Origin of the sequence: Fervidibacillus halotolerans (genome assembly GCF_026547205.1) — a bacterium.
GTDB classification, from domain to species: domain Bacteria; phylum Bacillota; class Bacilli; order Bacillales; family Caldibacillaceae; genus Fervidibacillus; species Fervidibacillus halotolerans.
On the sequence record NZ_CP106877.1, the window covers coordinates 1,335,932 to 1,350,813 of the forward strand.

Below are 14,882 nucleotides of genomic sequence, written 5' to 3' on the forward strand. Positions count from 1 at the left end.
TAGCAACATCCATCACGATGGTGTTGTTGCCAACCGCGGAGAAGACTTACGTTTCCCCATAAGTTCTTCCTCCGGTTTCTCCTCTCCCTTTGCCTTCGCTCAATTGAAGAGTTCGAAGGGACCCTGTAGAGGAAATCTACAGGGTTATTTTTTCGCCCGTTTTTTTAAAAGACGGCGATTTTCGACTCATATTCGATGACTTGTACAGAAAAAAGTCGAATGAGCAAGTCTTCTTGTATATACCATTCCCCATGAATTTTTGTTAAGGGTTCTTCTAAGTGATCTCCGTAAAGTCCATATTGCTCTTCGTTTAATATAAAGATATTTTTTCCATCGTAAAAACGAAAAACATCTTTTTTATTGGAGACGAGTATTTCATGATCGGATAATGGTTCATAGGTGTACCCGAGGGATTGAACAATTTCTTTCACCGGATAGTAGTGGGTGGATCGAACGACGTAAACCTTTTTATCAATAAGTTGCTCCTCCCCTACGAAAATCGGTTTTTCCATATAGAAATATAATGGTTCTAGGGGATTCGATTGATTTTTATTTAATGTAAAAAAGTCTGTCTTCCATTGCTTCACTTCACTTAAACGCTCATCCAATCCTTTTACACCACTCGTTTCTACCGTGTTAATTTTTTCGAAAAATCGATTGATCTCTTCTTCATTCAAATTGGCAACCAACTGTTCATACATTTCCTCAGCTTTTCCATTGATTGGAATCTGGAAAAAAAGCCCAGTTAAAACTTCTGCTAACCATTCATTTTCCTTCTCCGATTGAAAAATTCCCTCTGAAAAATATTCGTTAATCCACAATCGTTGCAATTTATTTTCGTCGATCGTTTCCGGTACTACGAGTAAATCCTTTGACGAATATATCGCATCAATATCTGTAAAAACGATATTTGGAATTATTCGATTTTGATTGTCATTGAAAAATTTTTGAACTAAATTTTTTCCCCATTGAAAATCCCGGTTGCCATAGACGGTATATCCGTCCTGCTGTGTTTTCGTTAAAGGGTCACGTTGCCAATATAGGGAAAACCCTTCCCCTTCCTTTTCAAATAAATAATAATGAACGAATTCCATTTTCTGATCGGTTTTCATATCTGCTCCAGCAATCCAAATACTGTCTAAATCCATCATCTCACTCATATGAACTTCCGTATGGTCGACGGATACATTTTCTAGTTTCACAAATCCATCGTCCAACATAAAAAAATGATAATCTGGATTCATGTGTATTTCATATGTAAATTGAATCTCATTTTCTTCCACCATCATTTCTTTGGAGCAATCGATTCTTTTCCCACCGGATTCACAAATAAAATTTTCCCCGTCTGGATAGCGAAGGTGATAATTTCCCATTTCTAGATTTTCGATCCTTTGGACAATTGTTAATTTCCCTTTTGAATGGGTTATCTCGATTTGTTGGGTAGCAGAAGCAATGGGCTCAGTTCCATTTCCTTTTTTAGCTTTCATTTGATAGTCATTCCATTGCCAAATTAATAAAACGGTTGTTAATAATAAAGCGATAATGAAAATGGAAAAAAGGTTTCGTTTAGCCATTTTTTCTCCCCTCGAAGATTTCTTATCTATACAATATCAAAATCCGACGAATTTTGACAGAAATATGTAAATTATCCAAGTTAAGGGATGGAAATTCACGCAAAAAAAAACCGGTTTGGTCACCGGCTACAATCCGAGTTTATAGTCGAATTCCTTTTCTTCGTCCTTCTTCTTCCCATCAAATTCCAAATCTAAGTATGGACGGTAGGAAAGTTCTACCTTTTTTACAAAGGAAAGGGACTGTAATTTTTCCATTATTCGTTCACTATCACTTAAATTACAATATAAAACAACATATTTTAATCGCTTCGAAACATAGTGGATATTTCCATATTTTTTTAAATGTCGAACGTGCTTTAGCGAATACAACCAAACGATAATTCCTTGTCTTTGTACAAACATATGATAACCCCTACCTAATTCTAATTTTCACTTTTTCGGAGTTGAATATTTAAGATACACTGCAACTACAACTTCCTCCAACGGAACATCCACCTTGATGAGATGTTTCAAAAAACGGATTGCCCGTTGCCACTTTTACGTTTGGTGAAACCGAATGACCGATTAGCATGCTAATTTCATCTAGTAAATTTTGCAAATCCCTTTCGGCCCGTTTAAAATTGGCCACATGTTCGTCCAAATCCATTTCCCGTTTTGCCCTTCGGATGTTCATCATGACCGTTTTGTAATCAGGATGATATCTTCCGAACCGTTCGACTTCCTCATAACGTTCTTTCAGTTCCACAAATCGCCGAATTTTCCGTTGGGTTTCCTTATTTGATCTCATCATATATAAAGAATGGCGATACGTTTCCACAATATCACTTTCGATAACCATCCTCGCCAGTTTTTCTGCATGATCGATAATTTGTGCCCTTTCTAGGGTAACTAGCATCCAACACCCACCTCCATTTATAATTAATCCGCCTTCCATGGGCGGGGACGCTTTTTTCTAAGTATATCAAAATTCCAAAGGATTGACAAAAAACGAAAGAGGAAATCATTTTATCCTGACGGAATGTTTTAAACCTTGTCCAAAGGTTTTGCAAAAAAAATTACTCGTCCCCCTTTTCAACAGCTTGTAACATATTCAGCATAAATGAAGCCATTTGGGCCCCTTCGGTAATTTTTTGAACCCGATTGGCAAAGGTCTTTTTATAATATTGTCTCGCAGCTTTTTGAAATTGTGTAATCGATTGGGGATCCCTTGACAATGTACGATACCATTGGGGCTGTTCTCGTATAAATCGATGCAAATCTCGATTCGACTGGATCAGTGCTAAAATATCCTTTCTCATAGTTCACCTTCCATTAATCTCTGCGGAAGGAAAATGGGTTTTGTTTCTGTCTTTCAATTGTTGAATTCCCCTTTCCTTCCTTTTGAGCACGTTGTAATTCGGAGAGAATACCTTGAATCGTTTGAATCGTTTCGTTCAAATTTTGAATATATCCTTGTAACTTTTCCATATCGGTATTTTTTAAAGTTTTTACTAATTGCTGAAAAAACGCAGATGTTTCATCACCATTTCCACGGCTATGTTTTTCTAACGGATTAGTGGATGTATAGGCTTTCCATTTCGGATCATCTTCACCTAATAAATACCATTCCTCATATAATTCCTGCCACGTATAGTTGCCTTTTCTGACTTCTTTAATCATTAACGGATGTTCTCGGATGAATTCTTTAAATTTTTGGACGTTTGGATGTAGTTTCTTTTCTCCCATGCTCTTCACCTCAGCTACTTCCTTATTTCTATAATATGAATTTAGGGAAAAAATGAAACTAATATATAAGAAAAAAGACTAGGTATATCGCCTAGTCTGAACCCCAAGGTATTTTTAAAAAGTTTTGTGTATAATATTTTCTGTATACACCGACACCTAAGTGGGTAAATTGGTCATTTAGCAAAGTTTCCCGATGACCTTTACTATTTAACCATCCAGCAACGACTGAAACACTATCGGTATATTGATAGGCAATATTTTCTCCCGCCATTTCATAAAAAATGCCCCCCCGACCGCAATCGGTCGGATAAATCACCGGTCCTTTTCGAAACATGGGAAAAGGTTTCCGTTTCATACATGTCTTTACTATGCTCATAGGCGACGACTCGAACGTCTTCATCCCAATGTACAGTTGAAATAGAATATCGTTTCCGGATTAAGTTCGTCAATTCGAAAATTTGTTTTTCACTCGCCCGATCAGCTAAATCCCATTGCTCTTCCGTTAATAGATCGCTTTCCACCAATGTCCCCCGATAGGTCAAATCATAAGGACGATGTAATAAGACCGATTCTTTGTCCAAAAAACGGACGAATAACAACTCACCGGTAAAATTATCAAAATATAGCTGAGCAAAAATATCCCCCAATTGTAAGAGCGGACGAATATTCAAATCGCTTTCAAACAATTCAAAGCGATACACTCCATCTCCATAAGTAAATTCAATTTCGGGTCTCATCGTATATTTTTTGTAAACCGATTCTAAATTTTCCCCTATGTGAAACGGAAATATATTTATTTCTGTACCAGCTACGGAAATTGAGGATACAGTCCCATCCTTTTCTCCTACAATCATATAGGTGTTTTCACTATTGTAAACTAACGAAGTGTATCCATAATAAGACAATTCCGTACGATCAGGGTTCCCGTAATAATCGAAAAACTGTTGAACAGATTTACCAATATACGTGGAAATCCCTTCCTCAGGTCTTTCCGGTTTTTCGATCTCTTCTTGAATATCTAACTGTAAATCTTCTTCCGCAGACGGTTTTTTCGAGTTCTCTGTCAAAACTGAATCCTCGGAGTTAAATAAGTTCAATGATACCCCTAAAACTAAAAAAATCGTTAGCAATACAAGTATTCGTATCAGGCTTCGCAGGGGACATTCCTCCTCCTCAAATACTTTGCGCTCATCAAACGTCTTAAAATAATCGATGAAAGTTATAAATAATACCAAATTTTAAAAATAAATATAATTTTACTACTATTACTATTTTCGTTTGGCTTTATTATACCATTTTTTTTCTGGCATATGAAACAATGATACTTTTTACCCAGGTCTAAAGATATATTTTATCTACCAGTGTTTGCACAAACTAAAAAACAGAAATACTTCTGACCTGTTGCCTTTCTGCATGTAAATCATGAAACATTCAATTAAAGAACTGTTCCCCTTCCGTTCTTTCCTCTGAAATTTCCGACAAAGCGATTTTCGCCTTTTCATCCGTCTGATTATCAACGGCTAAATCACCTAAAGAAACAATACCAATCAATGTTTCTCCTTCGACAACAGGGACTCGTCGAATCTGTTCCTCCGCCATTAATTCGGCAACTTCTTCTACACCTTGATTCTTTAAAACGGTTTTTACATCCGTTGTCATTAATTGTTCCACTTTTGTAGATAGAGGCAATTGTTCTGCCATCCCGCGAATGACTAGATCCCTGTCCGTTATGATTCCAATTAATCGATTGCCATCAACGACCGGTAAGGACCCAATATCAAATTTTTTCATTTTCTTTGCAGCATCGAATATACTGTCAAAATATGAGCAAACTTTTACATCTCTCGACATAATGTCTGCCACTTTCATATTTATTCCCTCCTCCTTTCCTTATTCTCCCTTAGTTTATCCATTTGTTCCTTTGAAATACGATTCATACTGTCTTGAAAAACGCACCTTTTTCCTTATTTTCACAATTTTTACTGTTGAATCTTTCTTTACAATCATCTATTATTTATTTAGCAGTGTTTAGCGAATAAAAACAGGGGGGAGAAATGGATGCGGTTAGAAAATACGGGGATTGAAAAACTACGTGTAGACTTGAATATTTTAGATGACCTGTTGCCCCAATTTGGTTTAATTCGTGCAGGACAATGGGACTACGAAAGGGTTACGTATGATAGGAAAATCGTCATAAAAGATCATGTATATTATTTACGGGTTCAAGGTTATGCTTTAGAAGGGGATGTGGGAGCCCACGATGCTTATATCCAATTGAAAGTTCCAATTCTTGGGAAGTATTATTATCCCCATGGGGTAGAATACGGAGAAGATGAAAATTTTCCAAAGGCATTAGTAACCCGTTGTCAGGAAATTTTAAAAGAAGTTTACGAACAATTAGAACCGTTAGCGGATCAAGTTCCAGCAGAAACGGTGTGAAACATGAAAATACACATCGTTCATCAAGTTATTTCACGTAAAAAATTTGGCTATAATTTTTGGTGCTGGTGACTAAACCTAGCACCTTTTTTTTGATCAAAAAAATAGAGACAAGTGAAATTCCCAAGTAAAATGTAATCGCCAAACTCCATTTAAAGAGTAATGTCACATGTCTCATCATGATTGGATACGCATTTTGTTAAATATCTTTTATGTTTAAGAACGAAGAACTTTAAGCTCTTAAAGAAGGTGTTGTCAAGAAACAAAAACACGTCTCAACATATATGAGAATCCCCATCAACACAATGATGAAATGCATATCTGATGTAGAACACGTTTACATGAAAATCCAACAACGGGATTTTGAAAGAATCTATCATCAGATGGAGACGATAAAACGCATTGCATTTGGTTATAAGTGCTTTGATCCTTTTAAAAATCGTATTCTTATTACCAATCATTTAGTAACCATAAAAAAAGGTGACCCCTAAGTCCAAAATAGAAAATGATTGAAATTCCATTGGCGGCGACTCCTGCGGGGAAAGAACAAGACTCGAGACCCCGCGGAAACGTTGTGACGAGGAGGCGGGGACGTGCCACTGGATGAGCGTCCGCCAATGGAACGAATCACTTCAAATCGATTTTGAATGAATGGACAACGTGATTCGATTACATTTTACTGAATAAAGTCACGAAATTTTTCTCCAACACGATTTGACAAAGAACCAAAAATTTAGGGAAACTTCGCCAATTGGCAAGTTTCCCTTTTTCAATCATTAAAAGCCAAAAATCGCTTTAATCAAGGAAGTCGTCTCTCCCCCTTTATAAAATACATAAAGGAAAAAGTAAACGACGACACCTGTTCCTGCAGTAAAAAACCATACGATGCTAGTAATCGGTCCAAGTTTTCGATGTTTATCTAACACATTTTTTAAACCGAACCAAATTGTCCGAACACCAAGGATTGCTCCTATCGTTGCTAAAACGATATGGAAGAGCAAAAAGATCGTGTAATAGATTTTTAAATGTTCCGGACCACCGAAAGACGTATTTCCGATAAAAATGGTCCTACTTAAATAAATGACAAAAAAAAGAACGGCAAAGACGGCTGCAGAAATCATCAATTTTTTATGGATTTCTATTTTCCTTTTATAAATAAAATACCACCCGAAAGCAACGAGTATCCCGCTAATGACGATAAAAAGGGTACTAATCGTTGGTAAAAGCGGCACATTTCCCATTTTGTTAACCCCTTTCTATAATCTTTATCTATCATCTATTATCGAGGTTTTTTTTGAAAATGTAAACTAATTACATCATCCGTAGATAGGTGCAGAGTCATCATCTTCTGCCTCTTTTTTAAACCAATCGATAATTACTTTAAATAAAACCGTCCCATAAATTATTTCCTGTAAAATTTTCATCACTACGCCGCCTAATTGTTGATCGACATTTAACGGTAATAAATTAAAGGCTTCAGGACCCGGTAAGTCTAAAGTGGAAAGGGTATCTGTCGGAACACATAATTCCAAAGACTTGATCCATAACTCTGTATTCGTATATGTCTCATACATCGGTGTCGGATTAAATATAATTAATGCACAGGCAGGGGTAATCAGCGCACTATCTGCAAATATATAACCCATTTTTTTCAACCCGCTTAATTGTCGCGATTCTTCCACCCGATTTAATAAAGGCCACCACATGAAAAAGGCAAAGATAAAGAGCAAAGATGTATACCCACCATGAATCCATATATTCATTTTAATGAAGTCTAAAATGGCAGGTACATGATATAACGAAAATACCCCGTTGAAACCGATTAAAGCAACTAACGGTTTTGTAAAAAAGGAAAACAAGGGGCGAACCACAGGTAATGTGATAATTCTTTTCCACATCCATACAGGAACACCAATGATTAAGATCGGAGGAACTAACAGATTTAAAATTGCCATTTGCACCATATGAAAGGTAAACATTAAATGACTAAGCAAATCAATGGGAGAACCTTTCATAATATAGATCATAAACATTGCAGTCGGAAATAGTATTTTATGACGCAGTTCTAATGGACCGGCGCCTTGAAACCAATGTTGTTTACGATTGGCTATATAAAAGAACAGTGCGGTGACAAAGGCAATAAAGAGCAAAAAGTACGGACTCCAAAGGGCGACAAAACCGAATTGATCTAAACGTAACATTTCCATTCACCCCTTTTTAAATTACATGGATAGAGAAAACCCGGTATACAAAAACCGGGTTTCTTTTTACCACCAAACGATCGTTAAAAAAGCTAGTATCGTCAAAAAAGCTGCAAATACCCCTGAATACATAAAAAACATCGGCATCTCATGGCCTTTATGGCTCGCATGCATGAAATAGTACAATTGAAAAATAACTTGAATACCTGCTAAAAGCAAAATAAATGGGGCGACAAAATTCGAAGGAAATAAGTCATTGTATGCCACAGAAACAAAAGAAATAACAGTGAAAAAAATCATTAATATAAAGGTAAGAAATTGATTACGCATTTCCTTTGCGCTTTTTTTTCTACGGTATTCAACCGATGTACGATGGACTGAATTGTTTTCCATAATCAATCATCCCACCTTCCCTAATAAATATACGACGGTAAAAATAAATACCCAGACGACATCGATAAAGTGCCAATAGAGGCTCGCCACATAATATTTCGGTGCATTGTAAAGGGACAATCCCCTTTTTGCATTTCGAATAATCAACGCTGTAATCCATCCGAGTCCAAATAGAACGTGAGCACCATGGGTTCCGACTAACGTATAATAAGCCCCACTAAAAGCGCTGCTCGTAAAACCAAAATCGAATTCATGGACATAATGATAAAACTCATAAATTTCTAAAGCTAAAAAGGTGGCTCCTAAAAGAACGGTAATGAAAAACCAAAACTGCATTTTTTTGAAATGAAAGTTTTTCATATGGTATATGGCATACACACTCGTTAACGAACTCGTTAACAAAAGCATGGTCATAACAAATACTAACGGAAGACTAAATAGTTCATTCGTCGTAACATGTGTACCTTTGTTTTTTAAAGCCAAGTAGGTGGCGAATAGGGAAGCGAATAACACTGTTTCGCCACCTAAAAACAACCAAAATCCGATAAATTTATTTCTACCCTCAAGGGTTTGTTTTTCCGGATCGGCAGGCCACGTTTGGGGCGTATATTTTTCCTCAGCCATCATGATGCAATCCCTCCCTTATGTTTATCATTCATTAATTCTTCTTTCGGAATATGATAACCGTGATCGTCTTTAATCGATCGAATGAGCATCGTTCCAAAAGTGATACATAAGCCGATAATCAACACAGGTATCGCCCAAGGTTTCCCATCACCAACTTGGTTCATTGGGTTATACATCATTCCGAAGGCAGCGATAAACAGTCCGAGTGAAATGATCACTGGCATGATCGTATTATTTGGCATATGAATATCATCCAACGGTTCAGCTGGCGTCAACCCTTTATTTCCTTCCATCTTTTCAATCCAATACGTATCGATTCCTCGTACAAAAGGCGTTTGTTTAAAATTGTAATAAACCGGTGGGGACTCTAATGCCCATTCCATCGTCCGTCCATCTTCCCAAGGGTCATTACCAACCTTTTGATTTTTCACAGTCGTAATAACAATATTGACGAGCATAATGACAATGGCAATACCCATCATGAAAGCACCGATCGAACTAATGAAATTCCCCATATCGAGCCCTTGACCTGATAAGAAGGTTGCCACCCGTCTTGGCATTCCCCACAAGCCGAGGAAATGTTGAATGAAAAAGGTTAAATGAAAACCGATGAAAAATAATACAAAGGTAATATATCCTAATCTTTCACTTAACATCGTCCCAAACATCTTTGGCCAATAAAAGTGCGCACCAGCCAAAAGGGCAAATACAACCCCACCGACGATTACATAGTGAAAATGTGCGACGATAAAATACGTGTCGTGCAATTGATAATCGAGGGGGGCAATTCCTTGCATAACCCCAGTAACTCCCCCGATAACAAAGGAAGGGATAAATCCTAAAGCATAAAGCATTGGGACGGTAATTTTAATACTTCCACCCCACATCGTTAACAACCAGTTGAATATTTTGATTCCAGTCGGAACGGCGATGGCCATCGTCGCAACGGCGAATATTGCGTTAGCGACATTTCCTAAACCTGTCGTAAACATATGGTGCGCCCAGACCATAAATCCTAAAAATCCAATTAAGATCGTTGCAAAAACCATTGATGAATAACCAAAAAGCCGTTTCCTAGAAAAAGTAGAAATAATTTCTGAAAAAATACCGAAAGAAGGTAAAATTAAAATGTACACTTCCGGGTGGCCGAAAATCCAGAAGAAATGCTCCCAGATAATCGTATTTCCTCCTGCTGTAACATCAAAGAAATTTGTAGTGAATAATCGGTCAAACATTAGGAAAAAGATACTTGCCGTAAGGGGTGGAAAAGCAAATAAGATTAAAGATGATGCGATAAAAGTCGTCCACGTTAACATCGGCATCCTCATAAACGTCATTCCAGGAGCACGCATATTAATAATCGTTACGAGAAAATTGATCCCGGAAATCAACGTTCCAAAACCGGAAATTTGCAACCCTAACGTGTAATAATCGATACCATGACCCTCTGAAAATAGGGATAACGATGCATATGAAGTCCACCCGGCATCCGGTGCATCACCAAAAATCCAAGCTAAGTTTAAAAATACACCGCCGAAGAAAAACAGCCAAAAACCGAGGGAATTTAAAAATGGAAACGCCACATCCCTCGCACCGATTTGAAGCGGTACGACCGCATTCATTAAAGCAAACAAAAGCGGCATCGCTGCAAGGAAAATCATCGTCGTTCCGTGCATCGTAAACATTTCATTAAATGTTTCTTCTGACATAAACCCGAACTGCGGTTTTAACAATTGAATACGAATGAGTAAAGCCTCTATTCCCCCAAGAAGGAAGAAAAATCCTCCACCAAATAAATATAAGTGGGCAATTTTTTTATGGTCGACAGTCGTTAAATATTCCCATAAAACTGCGCCAACACTTCTTTTTTCTGCGATGCTACTCACCTTTCATCCTCCCCTTTTAAACCCCTTTATTCTCATACATATAAAACCCAAATTATTCTTGCACTTTTAAACTCATTAAATACTCAGCCAAAGCCTCAAGTTCTTCATCCGTAAAGTCAGCTTTTTCGTACATGAGATTTCCAGGTTTATATTCTTCAGGATGTTGAATCCAATTTTTAATATTTTCCTTCGTAAATTCTAAATAGCCTGCCACTCTCGTTCGATTTCCAAAATCGGCTAAATTCGGTCCGAGTCTTGTGGCTTCCGGTCGGTCATCTCTCGCGGTTGTTGCATGACAAGAAATACATGAAAACTGATCATTTTCCTCGAACAATTGCTTTCCTTTAACAGCCAATTCCGACGCCAACTCTGGTTCTTCATTCTTTTGCATCGCAAGAACCCACCTGTCGAATTCATCCCGAGAAATTGCCTTCACTTTAAAATCCATGTATGCATGGGATGGTCCGCATAATTCTGCACATTTCCCGTAAAAGATGTTCCCAGCTTCGTCGGACTTTTCTGGATCAAATTCTAAGTAAAATGTATTTAAGTTGTCCGTATTCGTGTCCATTTTTCCTCCGATGCTCGGCACCCAGAAGGAATGTTTCACGTCACTTGCTTTCAAATTGAAATAAATTCTTTCACCGGTTGGAACAACTAAATCTTGGGATGTGATAATTCCTAAATCCGGATATTCAAATTCCCACCAATAAAGATTCGCACGCACATTTACGACGAGATGTTTCGGATCTCCCTGTTCATCTACCCGTTCCATCCCTTTTACATCTCCAAAATAGAAAGTTAAGTATACCGTTGGAATGGATAAACCGATAATGATTAAAATCGGTATAGCAGTCCATATGACTTCCAATTTATGACTGCCTGCAACTTGTTTAGGAATTTTATTTTCATCCCCTTTTTTCCTTCGAAAACGGACCAATACGATTACATAAATCGTCACAACGACTAATATGACAATCGCCATAACGGAAAAACTTAGTAAAAATAGATTGTATTGTTTTTCTGCAACTTCCCCTGCCGGTTGAAGTGTGGATAGAAACGGTTTGCCACAACCGGTTGTTATCAGTGCTGAAAAGAAAATGAAAATAAACAGAATCCACTTTTTCATCCGTATGAACCCCCTTTTTCGTAAAACAGTCAAATTCCAACATTCATCTTCACAAGCAAACATATTCCATTTTTATTGTTGGTTAAATTTAAAAACATTGAACCTTATATCAAAAAATTTGCATGAGTGAAAAAAAGATAATGGAAAGAAATAACAAGGTTAAGTAATTTAAAGAAAAAATAAACATTCGGTTTGCCCATTTTCCATCTTTCCCGTTGAATTTATACAGTCCTGCAACCAACCAGGTGATATTTAAAACCGTGGCAATACCGATAAACACTGGACCTAATGCACTTAATAAAAACGGAAGAGGAAAAAGGGAAATAACCCATAAAAGAATTTGTCGTTTTGTCATCGGAAAACCATAAACGACTGGTAACATTGGTATACCTACCCGTCGATACTCCTCCACCTTTTTCATCGCAAGGGCGAGAAAATGGGGGGGTTGCCAAATAAACATAATGAAAAATAACACCCATGCGAAAAAATGAAGATCTGGATCAATGGCAGCCCAACCGATCAGAGGTGGAGCAGCTCCGGAAAAACTTCCGACGACCGTATTTAACGTATATTTTCTTTTCGTCCAAAGGGAATATAACACGACGTATACGAAAGAACCCATTACCCCAATGATCCCAGCAGAAAAAGATGTCTGAAAGAGTAAAAGGGATCCGATTGCAAGAAAAACGAAACCGATCGTCAAAATCAATGTTGGCGAAAAACTCCCTGTAACGGTCGGACGGTTCTTCGTTCGTTCCATATGTTCATCGATATCTCGATCTATATAATTATTTAAAGTTGTGGAACCGGCAATAACGAGCCAAACCCCCATCAACGCGAGAAGAATTTCCAATAAATAATCTTGAATAGAAAGTCCGTTATAAAATAGGGCTAATACGATTCCTGTAAAGGCAGTTAACATATTCGAATGGATGATTCCAATTTTAATCAAGGAAAGGAAATCCTTAAAAACGGACACCTTCTTCTCACTATGATCGATGCTCGTTAAATCCGACATTGATGTTTCGTGTAAAGGGTTGCCCATTTCAATATAACCTCCTTTCTTTAAAAACATCATCAAATATACAAACACCATTCGGATTTTCGTTCAAAGAAAAACGACTAATACTCATATTACTACGATTTAAATAGGGTTAACTACCTTTGGAAACGGTTTATATTTTCTCTAACATATATTAAATCACAAATAAAAAAAATTTGTGAATCTTTTTTGGATAATTTTTGTCATTTTTGTGTCAAAATTGGTAAGTTTTTTCGTTTCAATTTAAAAATAGAGATTTATATTTTAAAATTTTCAATAAATAACGGTTGTTTTATGCTTCATATTTCCATTTAACCGATGATTTTTCATAAATTTCCTATTTTTATCGTGAAAATAACACTTTTCTCTTGTCACAAATTGATGGATTCGGTACGATTTACGTTGAGGAAATTTAAAAAATTTAAGTAGGTGAAGCGATTGCATCAGCGATTAAAATGGATTTCAGTACTATCCACATTCGGAATGCTCGGGTTACTAATCGGCGGAGCCCTCGTCACAAAAACAGATTCTGGAGACGGGTGCGGTACTTCTTGGCCCCTGTGTCACGGAAAATTGTTTCCCGATCAAATTACTCCGGAATTGTTGATTGAATTTTCCCATCGAATTTCAACGGGAATTGTTTTTCTGCTAGTTCTTCTTTTGTCTTATTGGAGTATAAAACAGTTTGGGCGTTTTCTCGAAACGAAAATATTGGTAACCCTTTCTTTAAGCTTTATCATCATCCAAAGCTTAATTGGAGCTGCAACCGTTATATGGGGTCAGTCCCCCTTCTTCCTAGCTTTACATTTTGGCATTTCCTTAATCTCTTTTGCAGCGGTATTATTGTTGACGATATTTATCTTTGAAATTGAAAAAATTCCTTCCCCAAAGCTGTATACGATCGACCGAAAGATGATTTTTCACACGTATGCTGTCACGATCTATAGCTATATCGTTATCTACACCGGGGCCCTTGTTCGCCATATGGATGCGAGTATGATTTGTCCAGACTGGCCATTTTGCAATAATGAACAGATCACATTGCCGAGGAATATGTATGAATGGGTGCAAATGGGACATCGACTTGCTGCAGGCATCATCTTTATTTGGATTCTTTATTTGATGATAAAAGCAATTCGTAATTATAAACATATATCTGTTATTTATTACGGATGGATCGCCGCGTTTATCCTCGTATTATTACAGGTGATCTCAGGGGCTTTCGTTATTTTTACCCAATTAAACTTGATCGTGACTTTATTGCATGCATTATTTATTTCCTGTTTATTCGGTTTATTAAGTTATTTCGTATTTATCTCGATCCGAAGTAGTAAAAATAATCGAATATAAAATTGAATCATCCGAATCTTTTCAATTAAACATTGAATAATTGATGATCATGCTCACACGTTTAGCCGCTAGCTAGGTTCATTCCTAAAGGGATTTATCATATTTTTCATAAAATGACGTAAGGAAGGGGGCTACCCTTCCCTTTTTATGCTCTTTTTCGGTCCAATCCACCTAAAAAAACAAGGGCGCATAAGTCCCTTGTTAGCAAAATGGTCCAGGTCTTCCACAGCAATTAAAATGCTGATGACAAACTTGATCTACAACCGATTGGGTATGTGGACAGAAATGTTCGTGCTTAAACATATGTTGATTGACCGTTGTCGTATGGGATGGATGAATGTGTGGAACAATATGCGTAAATTGGTTCGTGTTCACAAATTGGTTCGTCGGATAAATAACCGGTGGCATCATATTCGGTGGAAATACAGGCATAACGAATCCCCTTTCTTCATAGTTTTCATTTACATTATTAACCTATGAAAAAAGCGGATTACCTGTAATAAGGAAATAACCTAT

The 14,882-nt window shown here is 37.1% G+C and carries 16 protein-coding genes and 1 pseudogene; 2 read left to right on the forward strand and 15 right to left on the reverse strand.

Going from position 1 to position 14,882, the window contains the following annotated elements; all coding sequences use genetic code 11:
- Positions 1-164 precede the first annotated feature (164 nt).
- The 7 genes and pseudogenes from OE105_RS06290 to OE105_RS06325 form a co-directional block, all read right to left on the reverse strand.
- Entirely contained in the window at positions 165-1,574 is a 1,410-nt protein-coding gene (locus OE105_RS06290) for a hypothetical protein (protein ID WP_275421898.1), read from the reverse strand.
- Positions 1,575-1,700: 126 nt separating this feature from the next.
- A complete protein-coding gene (locus tag OE105_RS06295) occupies positions 1,701-1,976 on the reverse strand; it encodes a YlbG family protein (protein ID WP_275421899.1) in 276 nt (91 codons plus the stop codon).
- Between the two features lie 49 nt (positions 1,977-2,025).
- Positions 2,026-2,469: a YlbF/YmcA family competence regulator gene (locus OE105_RS06300; RefSeq protein ID WP_275421900.1), complete on the reverse strand. Its 444-nt coding sequence runs from the start codon at positions 2,467-2,469 to the stop codon at positions 2,026-2,028.
- A gap of 160 nt (positions 2,470-2,629) precedes the next feature.
- Positions 2,630-2,872: a YlbE-like family protein gene (locus tag OE105_RS06305; RefSeq protein ID WP_275421901.1), complete on the reverse strand. Its 243-nt coding sequence runs from the start codon at positions 2,870-2,872 to the stop codon at positions 2,630-2,632.
- 13 nt (positions 2,873-2,885) lie between these two features.
- Positions 2,886-3,299 (reverse strand): YlbD family protein, encoded by a 414-nt coding sequence (gene ylbD / locus OE105_RS06310; RefSeq protein WP_275422114.1) that lies wholly within the window; start codon positions 3,297-3,299, stop codon positions 2,886-2,888.
- A 91-nt stretch (positions 3,300-3,390) separates the two neighbouring features.
- A pseudogene (locus OE105_RS06320) lies at positions 3,391-4,534 on the reverse strand (CAP domain-containing protein).
- 196 nt (positions 4,535-4,730) lie between these two features.
- Positions 4,731-5,168: a CBS domain-containing protein gene (locus OE105_RS06325; protein ID WP_275421904.1), complete on the reverse strand. Its 438-nt coding sequence runs from the start codon at positions 5,166-5,168 to the stop codon at positions 4,731-4,733.
- A gap of 189 nt (positions 5,169-5,357) precedes the next feature.
- On the opposite strand from OE105_RS06325, the gene OE105_RS06330 reads away from it, so the two are divergent.
- The gene (locus OE105_RS06330) at positions 5,358-5,738 is read left to right on the forward strand and encodes a YugN family protein (protein WP_275421905.1); all 381 of its coding nucleotides are present in this window, start codon (positions 5,358-5,360) and stop codon (positions 5,736-5,738) included.
- Between the two features lie 776 nt (positions 5,739-6,514).
- Here OE105_RS06330 and OE105_RS06335 read toward each other — a convergent pair.
- The 7 genes from OE105_RS06335 to cyoE all read right to left on the reverse strand — a co-directional run bounded on the left by OE105_RS06335 (position 6,515) and on the right by cyoE (position 12,992).
- A complete protein-coding gene (locus OE105_RS06335; RefSeq protein ID WP_275421906.1) occupies positions 6,515-6,979 on the reverse strand; it encodes a DUF420 domain-containing protein in 465 nt (154 codons plus the stop codon).
- A 75-nt stretch (positions 6,980-7,054) separates the two neighbouring features.
- On the reverse strand, positions 7,055-7,939 hold the full coding sequence (gene ctaG / locus OE105_RS06340) for a cytochrome c oxidase assembly factor CtaG (protein WP_275421907.1): 885 nt from the start codon (positions 7,937-7,939) through the stop codon (positions 7,055-7,057).
- Positions 7,940-8,005: 66 nt separating this feature from the next.
- Positions 8,006-8,332, reverse strand: a complete 327-nt coding sequence (gene ctaF, locus OE105_RS06345; RefSeq protein WP_275421908.1) for a cytochrome c oxidase subunit IVB — start codon at positions 8,330-8,332, stop codon at positions 8,006-8,008.
- A gap of 6 nt (positions 8,333-8,338) precedes the next feature.
- A complete protein-coding gene (locus OE105_RS06350) occupies positions 8,339-8,959 on the reverse strand; it encodes a cytochrome (ubi)quinol oxidase subunit III (protein WP_275421909.1) in 621 nt (206 codons plus the stop codon).
- Positions 8,956-10,845: a cytochrome c oxidase subunit I gene (locus tag OE105_RS06355; RefSeq protein ID WP_275421910.1), complete on the reverse strand. Its 1,890-nt coding sequence runs from the start codon at positions 10,843-10,845 to the stop codon at positions 8,956-8,958. Before OE105_RS06355 ends, OE105_RS06350 begins: the two co-directional genes overlap by 4 nt.
- Positions 10,846-10,897: 52 nt before the next feature.
- On the reverse strand, positions 10,898-11,974 hold the full coding sequence (coxB, locus tag OE105_RS06360; RefSeq protein WP_275421911.1) for a cytochrome c oxidase subunit II: 1,077 nt from the start codon (positions 11,972-11,974) through the stop codon (positions 10,898-10,900).
- Positions 11,975-12,083: 109 nt separating this feature from the next.
- On the reverse strand, positions 12,084-12,992 hold the full coding sequence (gene cyoE / locus OE105_RS06365) for a heme o synthase (RefSeq protein ID WP_275422115.1): 909 nt from the start codon (positions 12,990-12,992) through the stop codon (positions 12,084-12,086).
- 462 nt (positions 12,993-13,454) lie between these two features.
- Between cyoE and OE105_RS06370 the strand changes: the two genes are divergently transcribed.
- A complete protein-coding gene (locus tag OE105_RS06370; RefSeq protein WP_275421912.1) occupies positions 13,455-14,366 on the forward strand; it encodes a COX15/CtaA family protein in 912 nt (303 codons plus the stop codon).
- Positions 14,367-14,567: 201 nt separating this feature from the next.
- On the opposite strand, the gene OE105_RS06375 is transcribed toward OE105_RS06370, so the two are convergent.
- Complete coding sequence (locus tag OE105_RS06375) at positions 14,568-14,798, reverse strand: CotD family spore coat protein (RefSeq protein WP_275421913.1); 231 nt, start codon at positions 14,796-14,798, stop codon at positions 14,568-14,570.
- Positions 14,799-14,882: the final 84 nt, after the last annotated feature.

What these genes read in the sequence shown, in the direction of transcription:
- OE105_RS06335 (WP_275421906.1), bottom strand. Translation starts at nt 6,979, where the DNA reads ATGGGAAATGTGCCGCTTTTACCAACGATTAGTACCCTTTTTATCGTC.
- ylbD (WP_275422114.1), bottom strand. Translation starts at nt 3,299, where the DNA reads ATGGGAGAAAAGAAACTACATCCAAACGTCCAAAAATTTAAAGAATTC.
- OE105_RS06330 (WP_275421905.1), top strand. Translation starts at nt 5,358, where the DNA reads ATGCGGTTAGAAAATACGGGGATTGAAAAACTACGTGTAGACTTGAAT.
- OE105_RS06290 (WP_275421898.1), bottom strand. Translation starts at nt 1,574, where the DNA reads ATGGCTAAACGAAACCTTTTTTCCATTTTCATTATCGCTTTATTATTA.
- OE105_RS06325 (WP_275421904.1), bottom strand. Translation starts at nt 5,168, where the DNA reads ATGAAAGTGGCAGACATTATGTCGAGAGATGTAAAAGTTTGCTCATAT.
- ctaG (WP_275421907.1), bottom strand. Translation starts at nt 7,939, where the DNA reads ATGTTACGTTTAGATCAATTCGGTTTTGTCGCCCTTTGGAGTCCGTAC.
- ctaF (WP_275421908.1), bottom strand. Translation starts at nt 8,332, where the DNA reads ATGGAAAACAATTCAGTCCATCGTACATCGGTTGAATACCGTAGAAAA.
- OE105_RS06295 (WP_275421899.1), bottom strand. Translation starts at nt 1,976, where the DNA reads ATGTTTGTACAAAGACAAGGAATTATCGTTTGGTTGTATTCGCTAAAG.
- coxB (WP_275421911.1), bottom strand. Translation starts at nt 11,974, where the DNA reads ATGAAAAAGTGGATTCTGTTTATTTTCATTTTCTTTTCAGCACTGATA.
- OE105_RS06375 (WP_275421913.1), bottom strand. Translation starts at nt 14,798, where the DNA reads ATGCCTGTATTTCCACCGAATATGATGCCACCGGTTATTTATCCGACG.
- cyoE (WP_275422115.1), bottom strand. Translation starts at nt 12,992, where the DNA reads ATGTCGGATTTAACGAGCATCGATCATAGTGAGAAGAAGGTGTCCGTT.
- OE105_RS06350 (WP_275421909.1), bottom strand. Translation starts at nt 8,959, where the DNA reads ATGATGGCTGAGGAAAAATATACGCCCCAAACGTGGCCTGCCGATCCG.
- OE105_RS06305 (WP_275421901.1), bottom strand. Translation starts at nt 2,872, where the DNA reads ATGAGAAAGGATATTTTAGCACTGATCCAGTCGAATCGAGATTTGCAT.
- OE105_RS06300 (WP_275421900.1), bottom strand. Translation starts at nt 2,469, where the DNA reads ATGCTAGTTACCCTAGAAAGGGCACAAATTATCGATCATGCAGAAAAA.